Genomic DNA, 17676 nt, shown 5'->3' on the forward strand with positions numbered 1-17676 from the left:
TGAAGCCTCCATGCTGCGCGGAGCCTCCTGACAACGTAGTGTCAGGAGGCTTCAGCAGTGTGAATGGAACGGGGCGGCCGCCCGGACACGAAGTGCCGGGCAACCTGGGGGCGAGCTAAAGGACTTCGCTCGCGAAGTCGGCCAGCCTGGAGCGTTCCCCGCGCGCCAGCGTGATGTGTCCGCTGTGCGGCCAGCCCTTGAACTTGTCGACCGCGAAGGTCAGGCCCGAGGAGCCTTCGGTGAGGTAGGGCGTGTCGATCTGCGCCAGGTTGCCCATGCAGATGATCTTGGTGCCCGGGCCCGCACGGGTCACCAGCGTCTTCATCTGCTTGGGCGTCAGGTTCTGCGCCTCGTCGATGATCACGTACTTGTTCAGGAAGGTGCGCCCGCGCATGAAGTTCATGCTCTTGATCTTGATGCGGCTGCGGATCAGCTCGTTGGTGGCCGCGCGGCCCCATTCGCCGGCGCCGCCGCCGTCGCCCTTGGCCAGGAACTCGAGGTTGTCGTCGAGCGCGCCCATCCAGGGACCCATCTTCTCTTCCTCGGTGCCGGGCAGGAAGCCGATGTCCTCGCCCACGCTGACGGTCGCGCGGGTCATGATGATCTCGGTGTAGCGGCGGTCGTCGAGCACCTGCGTCAGGCCCGAAGCCAGCGCCATCAGGGTCTTGCCGGTGCCGGCGGTGCCGGTCAGCGTGACGAAGTCGACGTCCGGGTCCATCAGCAGGTTCATCGCGAAGTTCTGCTCGCGGTTGCGGGTGTTCACGCCCCACACCGCGTTCTTGACCGAGCCGTAGTCCTTCAGGGTCTTGAGGACCGCGGTCTTGTCGCGGATCTCGGTCACGCGGGCATACATGCTGGGCTCGCCGGGCGCCTCGAAATACACGAACTGGTTGATGTAGAGGTTCGGCACGATCGGGCCGCTGATGCGGTAGAAGGTGCTGCTGCCGCTCTGCCAGCTCTCGACCGTCTTGCTCTGGCGGGTCCAGAAGTCGGCCGGCAGGGCCAGCGAGCCGGCGTAGAGCAGGTCGCCGTCTTCGAGCGTCTTGTCGTTCTGGTAGTCGTCGGCGGCCAGTCCGAGCGCGCGCGCCTTGACGCGCATGTTGATGTCCTTCGACACCAGCACCACCTCCTGCTTCGGGCGGCCGGGGGCGTCGTGGGCATAGAGGTCGCGCAGCGCCTGCACCACGCCGAGGATCTGGTTGTCGGCCTTGCCCTGCGGCAGGCTGGTCGGCAGCGTGTAGTCGAGCGGCGCGGTCTGGAAGAACAGCTTGCCGCCGGCCGCGCGATGGCCCGTGGTGTCGAGCTTCAGGCCCTTGCCGATGTCGGCTCCCTGCGCGCCCGCCAGCGCATCGAGCGTGCGGCTGGTCTGGCGTCCGTTGCGGGCGACTTCGGTCGTGCCTTTCTTGTGGCCGTCGAGCTCTTCCAGCACGATCATCGGCAGGAAGATGTCGTGTTCCTCGAAGCGGAACAGGCACATCGGATCGTGCAGCAGCACGTTGGTGTCGAGCACGAAGAGCTTGGCCGGTCCGTTTGATTTGCTGCGCTTGGGGCGCGGCGTCGCCTGCGGGGCCGGGATTGGCGCCTGGACCCGGGCCCGCGTCTCGACCTGGATGGCCGGCTCCGGCGCCGGGCGTGCGGGCGTCTTGGCCTTGGGCGGCAGCGGCGCCGGCTCGATCGCGCCGCCGGCTTCTTCGGCGTGGCGATCGAACAATTCGAGCGGCTGGGGCCCGTTCGAGCCGCTTTGCTCAGTCCTGCGGTCGGACGAGCGGCGGCCGCTGCGTCCGTGCGAGGAACGGGCGGGCGCGTCGTGCGCGTCCGGCGAAAGCAGTGCGGCGCGTTTCGTGGGGGCGGGAGGCAGGGGCATGGGGGGTGTCGCTCGCAAAAAAGAAGAGGCCAGAAAGCGAAAAAGCCGCCTGAAGACCAGGGCGGCTTTGTTCGGTGGATGCGGTCGTGGAGCTCAACGGCATGAAGCCATTATGCACATCGCACGTGACACAACCTGTGATCGTTGCGCATCGCCAACGCGAACGCGCAAAACCACACGAATTCAGGTTTCAGGCAGATTTCTTGAGTGCCTTGACAGCCTTGAGAACGTCGTCGACATGGCCTGGAACCTTGAGGCCGCGCCATTCGGCCTTCAGGACGCCGTCGGCGCCGATCAGGAAGGTGCTGCGCTCGATGCCCTTGACCTTCTTGCCGTACATGATCTTGTTCTTGACCACACCGAACATGTGGCACATCTTTTCCTCGGTGTCCGCGATCAGTTCGAAGGGGAGCTCGAGCTTGGCCTTGAATTCGTCGTGCGACTTCATGTTGTCGCGCGAAACGCCGAATACGGTGGCGCCGGCCTTCTCGAAATCCTTGTAGCGATCGCGGAACTGCATCGCTTCGGTGGTGCAGCCGGGGGTATTGTCCTTGGGGTAAAAATACATGACCAGCACGTGGCCGAGGTGAGAGGTGTTAGAAACCTTCAGGCCGCCGGTCGCAGTGGCGTCGAATTCGGGAATGGGTTTGTTGACAACGATCGCCATGAAACTTGTTTTCTCCGTTTGGTTCCATGCCCGACCCGGTCGAGGTCTGTCGGGATCATGGATGATTGGTCGTTGCTAACTGAAGGGCGGGCCGCCGGTTCGCAACCCGCAATTTTACCCCGAAATGGCTCCTATTGCCCTTCGGGTTTCTCGATCAGGAGGGCTGCGAGCACATGCCGCCCCTCGCTGGCGAGAATGTTGTAGGTCCGGCAGGCTGCCGGCGTGTCCATGGTCTCGACGCCCGTGCGCTGCGCCATCAGGGGCTGGAGCCATGCCGGCTGCGGGAAGCGGATGCGCTTGCCGCTGCCGAAAATGATCAGTTCTGCGCCCAGCCCGGCCAGTTTCGCGAAGTGTTCCGCGCCGATCTGGCTGAAGTCGCTGGCATCCCATTCGAAACGCTCGCCGCGGGAGCCGACCACGACGCTCGATTCGACCCGCTCGTTGTTGATCGCCACCCAGCCCGGGCCGTGCGCAGTGAGGGTCTGGACGTCGGATTTGTCAGGCTGGAGCTTCATCGGGGCAGGGGGTGAAATGTGGTCAAATTATAGGTTTTCCCCTGCGCAGACCCCCTTGGAGGGACTTTGAAACCGCTCAAGAAATCGGCCAAGCTGGCCAACGTGCTCTACGACATCCGCGGCCCGATCATGGATGCCGCCAAGCAGATGGAGGAAGAGGGCCAGAAGATCATCAAGCTCAACATCGGCAACCTCGCCGTGTTCGGCTTCGATGCGCCCGAGGAGGTGCAGCAGGACATGATCCGCAATCTGCCGGCCTCGGCTGGCTATTCGGACAGCAAGGGCATCTTCGCGGCGCGCAAGGCGGTGATGCACGAGACCCAGAAGCAGGGCATCGCCGGCGTCACGCTCGACGACATCTACCTGGGCAACGGCGCCAGCGAACTGATCGCCATGGCCACCAACGCGCTGCTCAACGACGGCGACGAGCTGCTGCTGCCGGCGCCCGACTACCCGCTGTGGACCGCGGTGGCCAGCCTGTCGGGCGGCCGGCCGGTGCACTACCTCTGCGACGAGGACAACGGCTGGATGCCCAGCATCGACGACATCCGGGCCAAGATCACGCCGCGTACCAAGGGCATCGTGGTGATCAACCCGAACAACCCGACCGGCGCGCTGTACTCGGACGATCTGCTCAGGAGCATCGTCGCGATCGCGCGCGAGCACGGGCTGGTGATCTTCGCCGACGAGGTCTACGACAAGGTGCTCTACGACGGCGTCAAGCACACCGCGATCGCCAGCCTGTCCAAGGACGTGCTGACGCTGACCTTCAACTCGCTGTCCAAGAGCTACCGTTCCTGCGGCTACCGCGCCGGCTGGCTGGTGGTGTCGGGCGACAAGAAGATGGCGCGCGACTACATCGAGGGCCTGAACATGCTCTCGAACATGCGGCTGTGCGCCAACGTGCCGGGCCAGTGGGCGATCCAGACCGCGCTGGGCGGCTACCAGAGCATCAACGACCTGGTGTCGCCGGGCGGACGCCTGCGCCGCCAGCGCGACCTGGCCTACGAGCTGATCACCGCGATCCCGGGCGTCAGCTGCGTCAAGCCCAGCGCGGCGCTCTACATGTTCCCGAAGCTCGATCCGAAGGTCTATCCGATCGAGGACGACCGCCAGTTCTTTCTCGAGCTGCTGAAGGAGACCAAGGTGATGCTGGTGCAGGGCACGGGCTTCAACTGGGCCACGCCCGATCATTTCCGGATCGTGTTCCTGCCGCACGAAGAGGACCTGCGCGAGGCGGTGAACCGCATCGCCGGCTTCCTCGAACGCTATCGAAACCGGGGCGCCTGAGCCCCATCTGCTCCAGAAGACAATCGAATGAACCCCATCCAAGTTGGCCTGCTCGGCATCGGCACGGTCGGTAGCGGCACCTTCCAGGTGCTCCGGCGCAATCAGGAAGAAATCAAGCGTCGCGCCGGCCGCGGCATCGAGATCACGATGGTCGCCGACCTCGACACGGCGCGCGCGCAGGCGGTGGTCGGCGAGGGCGTGCAGGTGGTCGCCGATGCCCGTGCCGTGATCGCCAATCCCGAGATCGACATCGTGGTCGAACTGATCGGCGGCTACGGCATCGCCAAGCAGCTGGTGCTCGAGGCGATCGCCGCCGGCAAGCACGTGGTCACGGCCAACAAGGCGCTGCTTGCGGTGCACGGCACCGAGATCTTCGCGGCCGCGCACGCCAAGGGCGTGATGGTGGCCTTCGAGGCCGCGGTGGCCGGCGGCATCCCGATCATCAAGGCGCTGCGCGAGGGCCTCACGGCCAACTCGATCCAGTGGATCGCCGGCATCATCAACGGCACCACCAACTTCATCCTGTCCGAGATGCGCGACAAGGGCCTCGACTTCGACACCGTGCTCAAGGAGGCGCAGCGCCTGGGCTATGCCGAGGCCGATCCGACCTTCGACATCGAGGGCGTCGACGCGGCGCACAAGGTGACGCTGATGAGCGCGATCGCCTTCGGCATTCCGGTGCAGTTCGACCGCGCCCACATCGAGGGCATCACCAAGCTGGCGGCGCAGGACATCAAGTACGCCGAGCAGCTCGGCTACCGCATCAAGCTGCTGGGCGTGACCAAGCGCGTCGCCAAGGGCATCGAGCTGCGGGTGCATCCGTCGCTGGTGCCGTCCAAGCGCCTGCTCGCGAATGTCGAAGGTGCGATGAACGCGGTGGTGGTCAACGGCGACGCCGTCGGCACCACGCTCTACTACGGCAAGGGCGCCGGCAGCGAGCCGACCGCCAGCGCCGTGATCGCCGACCTGGTCGACATCACGCGCCTGCACACGGCCGACGCGGCGCACCGCGTGCCGCACCTGGCCTTCCACCCGGACGCGATGAGCGACCTGAAGGTGCTGCCGATGGCCGAGGTCGTGACCAGCTACTACCTGCGCCTGCGCGTGGCCGACGAGGCCGGCGTGCTCGCCAAGGTGACCGGGCTGCTGGCCGGCGCCGGCATCAGCATCGACGCCGTGCTGCAGCGCGAAGCCGACGAAGTCGGCGGCGAAGGCTCGACCCAGACCGACCTCATCATCCTCACGCACGACACGCGCGAGGGCACGCTCGACGATGCCCTGGCGCAGCTGCAGGCGCTGCCGACCGTGCTGGCGCCGATCGTGCGCATCCGCAAGGAAGAGCTGTCCTGATGCGCTACCTGTCCACGCGCGGCCACCCGGACCGCCGCCGCTTCTGCGACATCCTGCTCGAAGGCCTGGCGCCCGACGGCGGCCTGTACCTGCCCGAGCAGTACCCGAAAGTCGATGCCGCCACGCTCGCCAAATGGCGCGGGCTGCCGTACGCCGACCTGGCGTTCGAGATCCTGTCGCTCTACATCGACGACATCCCGCCGGCCGACCTGAAGTCGATCTGCGCGCGCACCTACACCGCCGAGGTGTTCGGCAGCGACGAGATCGTGCCGCTGCGCGAACTCGAGGACGGCGTCTACCTCGAAGCCCTGTCGAACGGCCCCACGCTGGCCTTCAAGGACATGGCGATGCAGCTGCTGGGCAACCTGTTCGAGTACGAGCTGGGCCGCCGCGGCGAACAGCTCAACATCCTCGGCGCCACCAGCGGCGACACCGGCAGCGCGGCCGAGTACGCGATGCGCGGCAAGAAGGGCGTGCGGGTCTTCATGACCTCGCCGGACGGCCGCATGAGCCCGTTCCAGCAGGCCCAGATGTTCAGCCTGCAGGACGAGAACATCCACAACATCGCGATCAGCGGCGTCTTCGACGACTGCCAGGACATCGTCAAGGCGGTGTCCAACGACCTCGCGTTCAAGCGCAAGTACAAGATCGGCACGGTCAACTCGATCAACTGGGCGCGCCTGCTGGCCCAGGTCGTCTACTACTTCGCGGGCTACTTCCAGGCCACCGCCTCGAACGACAAGCAGGTCAGCTTCGCCGTGCCCTCGGGCAATTTCGGCAACGTCTGCGCCGGCCACGTGGCCCGCACGATGGGCCTGCCGATCCGCACGCTGGTGGTGGCGACCAACGAGAACGACGTGCTCGACGAGTTCTTCCGGACCGGCGTCTACCGCGTGCGCTCGGCCGCCGACACGCACGAGACCTCGAGCCCCTCGATGGACATCTCGAAGGCCAGCAACTTCGAGCGCTTCGTGTTCGACCTGGTGGGCCGCGACGGCGCCAGGACGCGCGCGCTGTTCGAGGGCGAACTGGGCCGCAGCGGCCGCTTCGACCTCGGCGCCGACCCGGTCTTCGCCGATGCCGCGGGCCGCTTCGGTTTCGCCAGCAGCCGCAGCACGCATGCCGACCGGCTGGCCACCATCCGCGACACCGACCGCCGCTTCGCGACGCTGATCGACACCCACACCGCCGACGGCCTGAAGGCGGCCCGCGAGCATCTGGTGGCCGGCGTGCCGATGATCGTGCTCGAGACCGCGCTGCCGATCAAGTTCGCCGAGACCATCGTCGAGGCGCTCGGCCACGAGCCGGACCGGCCAGAGCGCTTCGTAGGCATCGAGGCATTGCCCAAGCGCGTCGTCAAGCTGCCGGCCGACGCCCAGGCGGTGAAGGCCTACATTGCGCAAAACTGTGGCTGACAAGCCCCCACGCTCGCCACTTCGTGCACTGGCTGCCCCCCGAGGGGGCTCAGGCCGGCTTGGGGCGGCCCGGCGCCGGCCTCGGCAGGCGGCCCGCGCATGAAGGTCATCGGCTTCGCCGGCTATTCGGGCGCGGGCAAGACCACGCTGGTCGAGCAGCTGATCCCCGTGCTGAAGCTGCATGGGCAGCGGGTCTCGGTGGTCAAGCATGCGCACCACAAGTTCGACATCGACCATCCGGGCAAGGACACCTTCCGCCATCGCGAGGCCGGTGCCTTCGAGGTGGTGGTGGCCTCCGACAAGCGGCTGGCGCTGATCCGCGAGTTCGAGCAGCCGACCCAGCTCGGCGTGCACGACCTGATCGCCGAACTCGACGCCGGCGTCGACTGGGTGCTGGTCGAGGGCTTCAAGCACAGCGACCTGCGCAAGATCGAGATCTGGCGCGCGGCGGCCGAAGGCGAGGTGGAGCGGCCGGCCCGCTACATCGACGACCCCTTCATCGTCGGCATCGCGACCGACGATCCGGCGGGCCTGCCGCAGCCGACCGGGCTGCCGATCTTTGACCTCGACGACGTCGTTGGCATCGGCGACTGGCTGCTGACGCATGCCGATCGTTTCGTCTACAAGGTGGAGCACCATGGCTAGCACTTCCAACCGTCCGTCCCTGATGCCGCTCGACGAGGCACTGGCGAAGCTGCTCGCGGCGGCCACGCCGGCGGTGGGCACCGAAAGCGTCTCGACCTTCGAGGCCGACGGCCGCGTGCTGGCGCAGGACGTGGTGTCGGCGCTCACCGTGCCGCCGCGCGACAACAGCTCGATGGACGGCTACGCGGTGCGCAGCGCCGACTGCGCGGCACCCGGGGCGGTGCTGCGGGTGGCGCAGCGCATTCCGGCTGGCAGCGTGGGCACGCCGCTCGCGGCAGGAACCGCGGCGCGCATCTTCACGGGCGCGCAGATCCCCGAGGGCGCGGACGCGGTGGTGATGCAGGAGGACACGGCAGCGCTGCCCGAGGAGGGCGGCCTGGGCGGCGTGCGCATCGAGATCGCGCCGGCGGCCGGCCAGTGGATCCGCCGCGCCGGCGAGGACGTGGCTTCGGGCGACGTGGTGCTCTCGCGCGGCGAGCGGCTCACGCCCGCCGGCCTGGGCCTGGCCGCCAGCGTCGGCCTCGACCGGCTGCGGGTCGCGAAGCGCCCCAGGGTCGCTCTGCTGTCGACCGGCGACGAACTCGTGATGCCCGGCGACGTCGCGCCCGAGGCCATGGAGCCGGGCTCGATCTACAACTCCAACCGCTTCTTCATGCGGGCGCTGCTGCTGCGGCTGGGCTGCGAGGTCAACGACCTCGGCATCGTGCCCGACCGCCGCGAGGCGACCATCGACGCGCTGCGCACCGCCTCGCTCAGCAACGACCTGATCATCACCACCGGCGGCGTGTCGGTCGGCGAGGAAGACCACATCAAGGCCGCGGTCCAGCACCTGGGCCAGCTCGACCTCTGGTCGCTGTCGATGAAGCCGGGCAAGCCCTTTGCCTACGGCCGCATCGGCGCTGCGCACCTGACCGGCCTGCCGGGCAATCCGGTGTCGAGTTTCCTGACCTTTCTGCTGCTGGTGCGCCCCTTCCTGCTGACCCTGCAGGGCGTGAAGCGCGTGGCGCCCGAGCCGATCGCGATGCGGGCCGACTTCGACTGGCCGCGGGCCGACCGGCGGCGCGAGTTCCTGCGCGCCCGTCGCAACGCGGCCGGCGGCCTCGATGTGTTCGGCAACCAGAGCTCCGGCGTGCTGACCTCGATGGTGTGGGGCGACGGCGTGATCGACACGCCCGCCGGCCAGCCCTTCAAGGCCGGCGACATGGTGCAGTTCATTCCCTTTGCTTCGCTGCTGGGCTGAGCATGAAAGTCAATGTCCGCTACTTTGCGTCGGTGCGCGAGGCGCTCGGGACCGGCAGCGAGACCATCGAGACCGCCGCGGCCGACCTCGGCGCGCTGCGCGACGAACTGATCGCGCGCGGCGAACCGCATGCCAGCGCGCTGGCCCGGGGCCGGGCGGTGCGCATGGCGCTCGACCAGATCATGAGCAGCGAAGGCGCCGCGCTGCGCGAAGGCAGCGAAGTCGCCTTCTTCCCGCCCGTCACGGGCGGTTGACCACCCCCAGCGCCGCGAGCAGGCGGCCGAGCCGCTCGGGCGGGACCCGCGTCATCGGCGAGCGCAGTTCGTCCTGCATCAGGCCCTGGGCGGCCATTGCGGCCTTCAGGGGGCCCGGGTTCGGGTCCGAGAACAGCGCCTCGATCAAGGGCAGCAGCGGCCGCCATGCGGCGCGTGCCTCGGCCAATCGACCCGCAGCCAGCAGGCGCAGCAGCTGCACGAAGCTCTCCGTGCGCAGGTGCGCGCTGGCGGCGATCGCGCCGGCGCCGCCCTCGGCCAGGGTGGCAAACATCTGCGCATCCTCCCCCGCCAGCACCTGCAGCCGGCCGTCGGCGATCAGTGCCCGGGTCTTCGCCATGTCGCCGCCGCAGTCCTTGATGCCGCGGATGCGCGGATGGGCCGCCAGCGCCAGCAGCGTCTCGCGTTCGATCGCGATGCCGGTGCGATAGGGGATGTCGTAGACCAGCAGCGGTGCGGCGCCGGCGTCGGCGATGGCGCCGAACCACTCGACCAGGCCCGCCTGCGAGGGCCGGATGTAGTTCGGTGCCGGCACCAGTAGGCCTGCCAGGTCGCGGCCCGCCAGCTTGCGGACCCAGGCCAGCGTCTTGCCCAGGTGATAGCCCGAGAGGCCCATGATGCGCGGCAGCGAAGGGGCGGCGCGGGCGACCGTCGCGAGCACCGCCAGTTGCTCGTCCTCGTCGAGCGCGGCGGCCTCGCCGGTCGAGCCGCAGACCACGAAGCCCGCGATGCCGGTGGCTGCCAGCTTTTCTGCCAGGGCGGCCAGCGCGGCGTGGTCCACCGCATGGTCCCGGAACGGGGTCACGAGCGGGATCCAGAGGCCCGAGAAATCGGCGGAGGGGGAATGAGAGTCTTGCACGCAGTTTTCCTTTCAGGAATCGACCGATGGAGGAAACCACCGTCGAATGCGCGCACGCCACCCACTTCGGCCAGAGGCCTTGCAGTTCCGTCGCTCATCCGACGACGGAACCGAAGCTCCGGTCAGACGAGCTCTGGTTTTTTGGCTTTGCCTTGCAGGCGCGTGCAGGCCGCTTCTTCGCAAGAAGAAAGGCGGTGCTGCGGGGCGCTGGAAGGCATCGCGCGAGTGTATCGCGGTGCCACAATCCGGGCATGACCGCCGCCCGTGTTTCGATCCAGAAAGAAGATTTCGACCTGCAGCAGGAGCTCTCCGCGTTGCGCGCCGGCGACGCCCGGGTCGGCGCGGTCTGCAGCTTCATCGGCACCGTGCGCGACCGCAACGACGGCAGCGCCGTGGCCTCGATGGAGCTCGAGCACTACCCCGGCATGACCGAGAGGGCGATCGAGGCCATGATCGACGAGGCGCAGCGTCGCTTCGACATCCTCGGCGCCCGGGTGATCCACCGCATCGGCCTGCTGCAGCCTCAGGACCAGATCATGATGGTCGCCGTGACCTCGGCGCACCGCGGCCAGAGCTTCCTGGCCTGCGAGTTCCTGATGGACTACCTGAAGACCCAGGCGCCGTTCTGGAAGAAGGAAGAGACGCTCGAGGGCGCCCGCTGGGTCGATGCCCGCGCCACGGACGACGAGGCCATGGCCCGCTGGGGCATCAGCTCGAACAACGCCTGACTCAGGTCAACACTTGCGCCGGCCGCGCAGCGCGCCGCCCTCGTGGGCTGCCGCGGAACCGGCTTCGCCGGGCCGCTGGCAGCGCCCCCCGGCAGGGGGGTGGGCGGGCTACACGAAGTGAGCCCAACCTGGGGGGCGAGCCACTACTGCGGCTGAAAGCCGCTGGCCTTGATGATCTGCGCCCAGGTCTGGGTGTAGCTGCGCACGCGGCCGGCGAACTGGCCCTGCGGCATGAATTCGACCGTCAGGCCCATCGCGGTCAGGCGCTCGCGCACGTCCGGCATCTTGAGCACCTTGGCCAGCGCGACGCCGAAGCGGTCGATCACGGGCTGCGGCGTGCCGACCGGCGCGAAGATGCCGTAGTAGGGCAGGTCCTCGAGGCCGCTCAGCCCCAGTTCGGCGAAGGTCGGCACCTGCGGCAGCACGGCCTGGCGCTTGTCGCCGATCACCGCGACGACGCGGATCTTGCCGGCCTTCTGGTTCTCGATGAAGTCGGGGATCGAACCGATGCCGGCGGAGATCTGGTTGCCCAGCATGTCGGCCAGCATCGGCGCGCTGCCCCGGTAGGGCGCGGCCTGGACGTCGATCTTGTACTTGGCGCCGATCAGCTTGACCAGGAATTCGGGGATCGAGGCCGGCGCCGGGACGCCGATGGTGTCCTTGCCGCCGCGCTCCTTCCTGACCCAGGCCACGTACTCATTGACCGACTTGGCCGGCGTGCCGCCCGACACCGCGAGCGCGTTGGCGAAAGTGGCGAAGCCGGCGACCGGGACGAAGTCGCGGGCCGAATCGAAGCCCGGGCTCTTCACCACCAGCGGCAGGATCGAGATCGAATGGTCATGCGAGAGGAACAGCGTGTGGCCGTCGGCCGGGGCGGCCTTGAGCGCCTGGGCCGCGATCTGGCCGCCGGCACCGGCGCGGTTCTCGACCACCACCGCGGTGCCCAGCTCGTCCTTGAGCTTCTCGGCCAGCGTGCGGGCGATCACGTCGGTGCCGCCGCCGGCCGGGAATCCGACCAGCAGGCGGATCGGCGGGCCGGACGGCTGCGCCAGCGCCCCGCCTGCAGCGGCCAGCAGGCCAGCCGCGAAAAAGCCGCGCGCGACGCGCGCGGCGCCACCCCATGTTGACTTCAGCATCTATCGACTCCAATTGATTGCGTGAGGAATAAGATCCGGGCGGTCTTGATATCGCCGCGGAACGGCCCTATTTTGAATGCAGGAATCAAGCCATGCGACAAGACAAACTCACCACCAAGTTCCAGGAAGCCCTCGGCGATGCCCAGTCGCTCGCCCTCGGCAACGACAACGCCTACATCGAACCGGTCCATCTGCTGGTCGCCATGCTGCGCCAGGACGATGGACCGCGCGCACTGCTCGAGCGGGCCGGCGCCAATGTGCCGGGCCTGCTGCAGGCCGCCGAGGCAGCGATCAAGAAGCTGCCGCAGGTCGAGGGCCACGACCAGGTCCAGGTCGGCCCCGAACTGGGCAAGCTGCTGCAGGCGACCGAGAAGGAATCGATCAAGCGCAATGACCAGTTCATTGCCAGCGAACTGTTCCTGCTCGCAGTGGCCGACAGCAAGGCCGACATCGGCGCCCTCGCGCGCAGCAACGGCGTGAGCCGCAAGTCGCTGGAAGCCGCGATCGATGCGGTGCGCGGCGGCCAGGGCGTCAACAGCGCCGATGCCGAAGGCCAGCGCGAAGCCCTCAAGAAATACTGCCTCGACCTCACCGAGCGCGCCCGCCTGGGCAAGCTCGACCCCGTGATCGGCCGCGACGAGGAAATCCGCCGCGCCATCCAGGTGCTTCAGCGCCGCACCAAGAACAACCCGGTGCTGATCGGCGAACCCGGCGTCGGCAAGACCGCGATCGTCGAGGGCCTGGCCCAGCGCATCGTCGCCGGCGAGGTGCCCGATTCGCTCAAGGGCAAGCGCGTGCTGTCGCTCGACATGGCGGCGCTGCTGGCCGGTGCCAAGTTCCGCGGCGAATTCGAGGAGCGCCTGAAGACCGTGCTCAACGAACTCGCCAAGGACGAAGGCCAGACCATCGTCTTCATCGACGAGCTGCACACCATGGTCGGCGCCGGCAAGGCCGAGGGCGCGATGGACGCCGGCAACATGCTCAAGCCCGCCCTGGCGCGCGGCGAGCTGCACTGCGTCGGCGCCACCACGCTCGACGAATACCGCAAGTACATCGAGAAGGACGCCGCGCTGGAGCGCCGCTTCCAGAAGATCCTCGTCGGCGAGCCGAGCGTCGAGGCGACGGTCGCGATCCTGCGCGGCCTGAAGGAGAAGTACGAAGTCCACCACGGCGTCGACATCACCGACCCGGCGATCGTCGCCGCGGCCGAGCTGTCCGACCGCTACATCACGGACCGCTTCCTGCCCGACAAGGCGATCGACCTGATCGACGAGGCGGCGGCCAAGATCAAGATCGAGATGGACTCCAAGCCCGAGGTCATGGACCGGCTCGACCGCCGCCTGATCCAGCTGCAGATCGAGCGCGAAGCCGTGCGCCGCGAGAAGGACGAGGCTTCGCAGAAGCGCTTCGGCCTGATCGAGGACGACATCGCGAAGCTGCAAAAGGAGATCGCCGACCTCGATGAGGTCTGGCAGGCCGAGAAGGCCCAGGCCCAGGGCAGCGCGCAGATCCGCGAGGAGATCGACAAGATCAAGTTCCAGATCGCCGAGTTCACCAGCAAGGGCGACTTCAACAAGGTCGCCGAGCTGCAGTACGGCAAGCTGCCGGGGCTCGAGAAGCGGCTCAAGGAAGCGCAGGACACCGAAGCCAGCAAGGGCAAGTCGAGCGCGCCTACCTTGCTGCGCACGCAGGTCGGCGCCGAGGAGATCGCCGAAGTGGTGGCGCGCGCCACCGGCATCCCGGTGTCCAAGCTGATGCAGGGCGAGCGCGACAAGCTGCTCATGATGGAAGGCAAGCTGCACGAGCGCGTGGTCGGCCAGGACGAGGCCATCGGTGCGGTCGCCAACGCGATCCGCCGCTCGCGCTCGGGCCTGTCGGACCCGAACCGCCCGACCGGGTCGTTCCTGTTCCTCGGCCCCACGGGCGTCGGCAAGACCGAGCTGTGCAAGGCGCTGGCGGGCTTCCTGTTCGACAGCGAAGACCACCTCATCCGCGTCGACATGAGCGAGTTCATGGAGAAGCATTCGGTCGCCCGCCTGATCGGCGCGCCGCCGGGCTACGTGGGCTACGAGGAGGGCGGCTACCTGACCGAGGCGGTGCGCCGCAAGCCCTACAGCGTGCTCCTGCTCGACGAGGTCGAGAAGGCCCATCCGGACGTCTTCAACGTGCTGCTGCAGGTGCTCGACGACGGCCGCCTGACCGATGGCCAGGGCCGCACCGTGAACTTCAAGAACACGGTGATCGTGATGACCAGCAACATCGGCTCGCCGATCATCCAGTCGATGGTCGGCCAGCCGACCGAGGAGATCAAGGAAGCGGTCTGGGACGAACTCAAGAACTACTTCAGGCCTGAATTCCTGAACCGCATCGACGAGACCGTGGTGTTCCATGCGCTCGACGCCAAGAACATCGAGGCGATCGCAGCGATCCAGCTCAAGGTGCTGAAGGACCGCCTGGCCAAGATGGACCTGGGGCTGGAAGTGTCGCCGGCGGCGCTGGCCGAGATCGCCAAGGTCGGCTTCGACCCGGTGTTCGGTGCCCGGCCGCTGAAGCGTGCGATCCAGCAGCGGATCGAGAATCCGCTGTCGAAGCTGCTGCTTGACGGCAGCTTCGGGCCCAAGGACACGATCAGCGTCGGCACCGATCCGATCCAGGCACCGGGGCAGTTCACGTTCACCAATGACCGGGAACCCTTGGCCGAGGCCGTATCCTAAGAACGATGCTGAATTTCTTTCTTCGCCTCGTCTTCTTCATGCTCGGCCTGGTCTTCGCGGCCAGCCTGGCGGTCGCCGTGCTGCTGCTGGCGGCCGTCTGGGGCCTGCGCTACGCCTGGGCGCGGCTCACCGGCAAGCCGGTGCAGCCGTGGGTGATGCGCTTCGACCCGCGTGGCGGCTTCGACCGCTTCCGGGCCGCCGGCCGGCCGGCCGAGCCGACGGCGGCCGACGTCGCGGGCGCCCGTGCCCAGGGGCAGGCGGCCGACGCGCCGGTGCGGCTGCGCGATCCGGGCGTGGTCACCGACGTGCAGGCGCGGCCAGTGTCGCGCGACGACGCCCTCTGATCGATCAGGCGCCGTAGAGGGCCTCGATCTCGCCCGCGTAGCTCTGGTAGATGCTGGCGCGCCGCACCTTCATGGTCGCGGTGACCTCGCCATCGTCGTGGTCGAGCTCCTTGGTCAGCAGGTGGAGGCGCCGCACCTGCGAGACCTGTGCCAGCTGCGCATTGCCGCGCTGGATCTCGGCATCGATCAGCTCGCGCACCCGCGGCTGGTCGACCAGCGAGCGGAAATGCGTGAACGGAATCCGCTCGGCCTCGGCCCATTTGCCGACGGTCTCGTAGTCGATCTGCACCAGCGCGCCGACGAACTTGCGGCCATCCGCCACCACGATGCACTCCTTGATGAAGGGGCTGGCCTTCATCGTGTTCTCGATCTCCGAGGGCGTCAGATTCTTGCCGCCGGCAGTGATCATGATGTCCTTCAGGCGGTCGACGATGCGCAGCTGGCCATCTTCCTCGCGCACCACGTCGCCGGTGTGCAGCCAGCCGTCGCGGATCGACGCCGCGGTGGCCTCCGGGTTCTTGTAGTAGCCCTCGAACACCATCTCGCCCTGCACCAGCAGTTCGCCGTCGGCGCCGATGCGGTGCAGGGTGCCCAGGATCGGCGGACCGACGGTGCCGATCCTGACCTGGTCGCCGTGGTGGCCGGTGATCATGCCGGTCGATTCGGTGAGGCCGTAGACCTCCACCAGCGGCACGCCGAGCGTGCGGAAGAAGCGCACCACGTCGGGCGGTATCGGCGCCGCGCCGGTCAGCGCGACCTCGACCCGGCGCAGCCCGATGAAATTCTGCAAGGCGCGCAGCACGGTCCAGTAGGCCAGCGCGAAGCGGGCCCGCTCGCCGAGGCTCCAGCGGCTGCGCGGCTTCTCGGCCAGCGGCGCGCAGGCGGCCATCGCCCGCCGGTACAGCGCGCGCTGCAGGCGGCCGGCCTCCTGCATCTTGATGCTGATGCCGGCATGCAGCTTCTCCCAGATGCGGGGCACGCCGAGGAACATCGTGGGGGCGACCTCGCGCAGGTCTTCCTGCACCGTGCGGATCGATTCGCCGAAGTTGACCTGGGAGCCGAGGTAGAGCGGTACGAAGGTCGAGAGCATCTGCTCGGCCACGTGGCACAGCGGCAGGTACGAGAGGTGCGTGGTGTCCTGGTCGAGGCCCAGGCGATCGACGATGCCGGGGACCACGCCGCGGATGTTGCGCCAGGAGATCATCGCGCCCTTGGGCTTTCCGGTGGAGCCCGAGGTGTAGATCATGAGGCCGATGTCGGCCAGCGTCTGGGCCTGCAGTGCGGTGTCGATCTGCGCCGGCCCTTCGCGCGCGGCGACGGCGGCGCCGGCCTTCTCGACCTCGTCGAAGCTGATGACGCGCCCGCGCAGCGACGCATCGAGGCTGCGCAGCCCCTTGGTCTCGACCACGATGATCTTCAGCAGGCGGGGCAGCCGGTCGAGCGCCTCGATCAGCTTGTCGGTCTGTTCCTGGTCCTCGCAGACGATCAGCTCGATGTCGGCATGCGCGACCACGTAGGCGATCTCGCTGCTCGGGCTGGTCGGGTAGACGCCGACCGTGACCGCGCCGACCAGGCCGGCGCCCATCTGCGCCAGCACCCATTCGATGCGGTTCTCGGACAGGATGCCCAGATGGCCGCCGGCCGGCAGCCCGAGCGCACGCAGGCCGAGTCCGAAGTGGCTGGCGCGGCGGTGGTAGTCGGCCCAGCTCACCGGCTGCCAGATGCCGAAGTCCTTCTGCCGGATCGCGATCGCCCCGGGCCGCGTGCGCGCCTGTTCGCGCAGCATCTGCGGCAGGGTGAGGGCAGGGAGCGTTCCGGTCATGAGAGCCAGCGCTTGCGGCGCTTGTAGTGCTTGAGCCCGCGGAAGCTGCGCGCCTCGCCGCCGCCGCCCACGCCGAGATAGAACTCGCGCACGTCGGGGTCGGCCGCGAGCCGTTCGGCGCTGCCGTCGATCACGATCTTGCCGTTCTCCATGATGTAGCCCCGGTGGGCGACCGCCAGCGCCACGCTGGCGTTCTGCTCGACCAGCAGCATCGAGACGCCGCGCTCGGCGTTGATGCGCGCGATGATCGTGAAGATGTCCTCGACCAGCTTGGGCGAGAGCCCGAGCGAGGGTTCGTCGAGCAGGATCAGCTGCGGCTCGGCGACCAGCGCGCGGCCGATCGCGAGCATCTGCTGCTCGCCGCCCGACAGATAGCCGGCCAGGCCCTTGCGGCGTTCGTGCAGCCGCGGGAAGTAGGCATAGACGGCATCGAAGTTGCGCGGCGCCGGGCCGCGGCCGCTGTGGGCGTAGGTGGCGGCGACCAGGTTCTCCTCGACCGTGAGGTCCTCGAACACGCGCCGGCCCTCCATGACGTGGCACAGGCCGCGCCGCACCAGCTGCTGCGGCGGCACGCGCTCGGTCGAGGCGCCGTTGAAGGCGATGCGGCCGGCCTGCAGCTCGCCGTCCTCGAGCGCCAGCAGCCCCGACACCGCCTTCAGCGTGGTCGACTTGCCAGCCCCGTTGCTGCCGAGCAGCGCCACGATCTCGCCGCGCGGCACGGCCAGCGACAGGCCGCGCAGCACCTGCACCACCTTGTTGTAGACCACCTCGATGTTGTTCACATCGAGGACCAGGTCCGCCGCCGCACCGTCCAT

Annotated in this window: 16 protein-coding genes; 9 read left to right on the forward strand and 7 right to left on the reverse strand. The window is 68.1% G+C overall.

Features of this window, described 5'->3' with window-relative positions; all coding sequences use genetic code 11:
- Positions 1-115: 115 nt before the first annotated feature.
- The 3 genes from QTI45_RS03135 to QTI45_RS03145 all read right to left on the reverse strand — a co-directional run bounded on the left by QTI45_RS03135 (position 116) and on the right by QTI45_RS03145 (position 3046).
- Positions 116-1864, reverse strand: a complete 1749-nt coding sequence (locus tag QTI45_RS03135; RefSeq protein WP_286367292.1) for a PhoH family protein — start codon at positions 1862-1864, stop codon at positions 116-118.
- A gap of 190 nt (positions 1865-2054) precedes the next feature.
- Positions 2055-2531 (reverse strand): peroxiredoxin, encoded by a 477-nt coding sequence (locus QTI45_RS03140; RefSeq protein WP_286367293.1) that lies wholly within the window; start codon positions 2529-2531, stop codon positions 2055-2057.
- Between the two features lie 131 nt (positions 2532-2662).
- Positions 2663-3046, reverse strand: a complete 384-nt coding sequence (locus tag QTI45_RS03145) for an Mth938-like domain-containing protein (RefSeq protein WP_286367294.1) — start codon at positions 3044-3046, stop codon at positions 2663-2665.
- Positions 3047-3112: 66 nt separating this feature from the next.
- Between QTI45_RS03145 and QTI45_RS03150 the strand changes: the two genes are divergently transcribed.
- The 6 genes from QTI45_RS03150 (at position 3113) to moaD (ending at position 9240) form a co-directional block, all read left to right on the forward strand.
- The gene (locus QTI45_RS03150; RefSeq protein ID WP_286653463.1) at positions 3113-4336 is read left to right on the forward strand and encodes a pyridoxal phosphate-dependent aminotransferase; all 1224 of its coding nucleotides are present in this window, start codon (positions 3113-3115) and stop codon (positions 4334-4336) included.
- A gap of 27 nt (positions 4337-4363) precedes the next feature.
- Entirely contained in the window at positions 4364-5686 is a 1323-nt protein-coding gene (locus tag QTI45_RS03155) for a homoserine dehydrogenase (RefSeq protein ID WP_286367296.1), read from the forward strand.
- Complete coding sequence (thrC, locus tag QTI45_RS03160) at positions 5686-7101, forward strand: threonine synthase (RefSeq protein WP_286653464.1); 1416 nt, start codon at positions 5686-5688, stop codon at positions 7099-7101. The genes QTI45_RS03155 and thrC overlap by 1 nt, the downstream gene beginning before the upstream one ends.
- Positions 7102-7200: 99 nt before the next feature.
- Positions 7201-7746, forward strand: coding sequence for a molybdopterin-guanine dinucleotide biosynthesis protein B (gene mobB, locus QTI45_RS03165; RefSeq protein WP_286367300.1), 546 nt, complete (start codon positions 7201-7203; stop codon positions 7744-7746).
- Entirely contained in the window at positions 7739-8986 is a 1248-nt protein-coding gene (locus QTI45_RS03170) for a molybdopterin molybdotransferase MoeA (protein WP_286653465.1), read from the forward strand. The genes mobB and QTI45_RS03170 overlap by 8 nt, the downstream gene beginning before the upstream one ends.
- A gap of 2 nt (positions 8987-8988) precedes the next feature.
- Positions 8989-9240, forward strand: a complete 252-nt coding sequence (gene moaD, locus QTI45_RS03175; protein WP_286367302.1) for a molybdopterin converting factor subunit 1 — start codon at positions 8989-8991, stop codon at positions 9238-9240.
- Here moaD and dapA read toward each other — a convergent pair.
- The gene (gene dapA, locus QTI45_RS03180) at positions 9227-10117 is read right to left on the reverse strand and encodes a 4-hydroxy-tetrahydrodipicolinate synthase (protein ID WP_286653466.1); all 891 of its coding nucleotides are present in this window, start codon (positions 10115-10117) and stop codon (positions 9227-9229) included. The genes moaD and dapA overlap by 14 nt on opposite strands.
- A 251-nt stretch (positions 10118-10368) precedes the next feature.
- Here dapA and QTI45_RS03185 point away from each other — a divergent pair, with 251 nt between their 5' ends.
- Positions 10369-10845, forward strand: coding sequence for a molybdenum cofactor biosynthesis protein MoaE (locus QTI45_RS03185; protein WP_286653467.1), 477 nt, complete (start codon positions 10369-10371; stop codon positions 10843-10845).
- A 143-nt stretch (positions 10846-10988) separates the two neighbouring features.
- Here the strand turns inward: QTI45_RS03185 and QTI45_RS03190 are convergent, their stop codons facing one another.
- Positions 10989-11981 (reverse strand): Bug family tripartite tricarboxylate transporter substrate binding protein, encoded by a 993-nt coding sequence (locus tag QTI45_RS03190; RefSeq protein ID WP_286653468.1) that lies wholly within the window; start codon positions 11979-11981, stop codon positions 10989-10991.
- A gap of 92 nt (positions 11982-12073) precedes the next feature.
- On the opposite strand from QTI45_RS03190, the gene clpB reads away from it, so the two are divergent.
- Together clpB and QTI45_RS03200 are read left to right on the forward strand one after the other, a co-directional pair.
- On the forward strand, positions 12074-14695 hold the full coding sequence (gene clpB, locus QTI45_RS03195; RefSeq protein WP_286367306.1) for an ATP-dependent chaperone ClpB: 2622 nt from the start codon (positions 12074-12076) through the stop codon (positions 14693-14695).
- 5 nt (positions 14696-14700) lie between these two features.
- Positions 14701-15039, forward strand: a complete 339-nt coding sequence (locus QTI45_RS03200; RefSeq protein ID WP_286507480.1) for a hypothetical protein — start codon at positions 14701-14703, stop codon at positions 15037-15039.
- Between the two features lie 4 nt (positions 15040-15043).
- Here QTI45_RS03200 and QTI45_RS03205 read toward each other — a convergent pair whose 3' ends face one another.
- A complete protein-coding gene (locus QTI45_RS03205) occupies positions 15044-16861 on the reverse strand; it encodes an AMP-dependent synthetase/ligase (protein ID WP_286653469.1) in 1818 nt (605 codons plus the stop codon).
- Positions 16858-17676: an ABC transporter ATP-binding protein gene (locus QTI45_RS03210; protein ID WP_286367309.1), complete on the reverse strand. Its 819-nt coding sequence runs from the start codon at positions 17674-17676 to the stop codon at positions 16858-16860. The genes QTI45_RS03205 and QTI45_RS03210 overlap by 4 nt, the downstream gene beginning before the upstream one ends.

Source organism: Variovorax saccharolyticus, assembly GCF_030316765.1.
GTDB lineage: Bacteria > Pseudomonadota > Gammaproteobacteria > Burkholderiales > Burkholderiaceae_C > Variovorax > Variovorax saccharolyticus.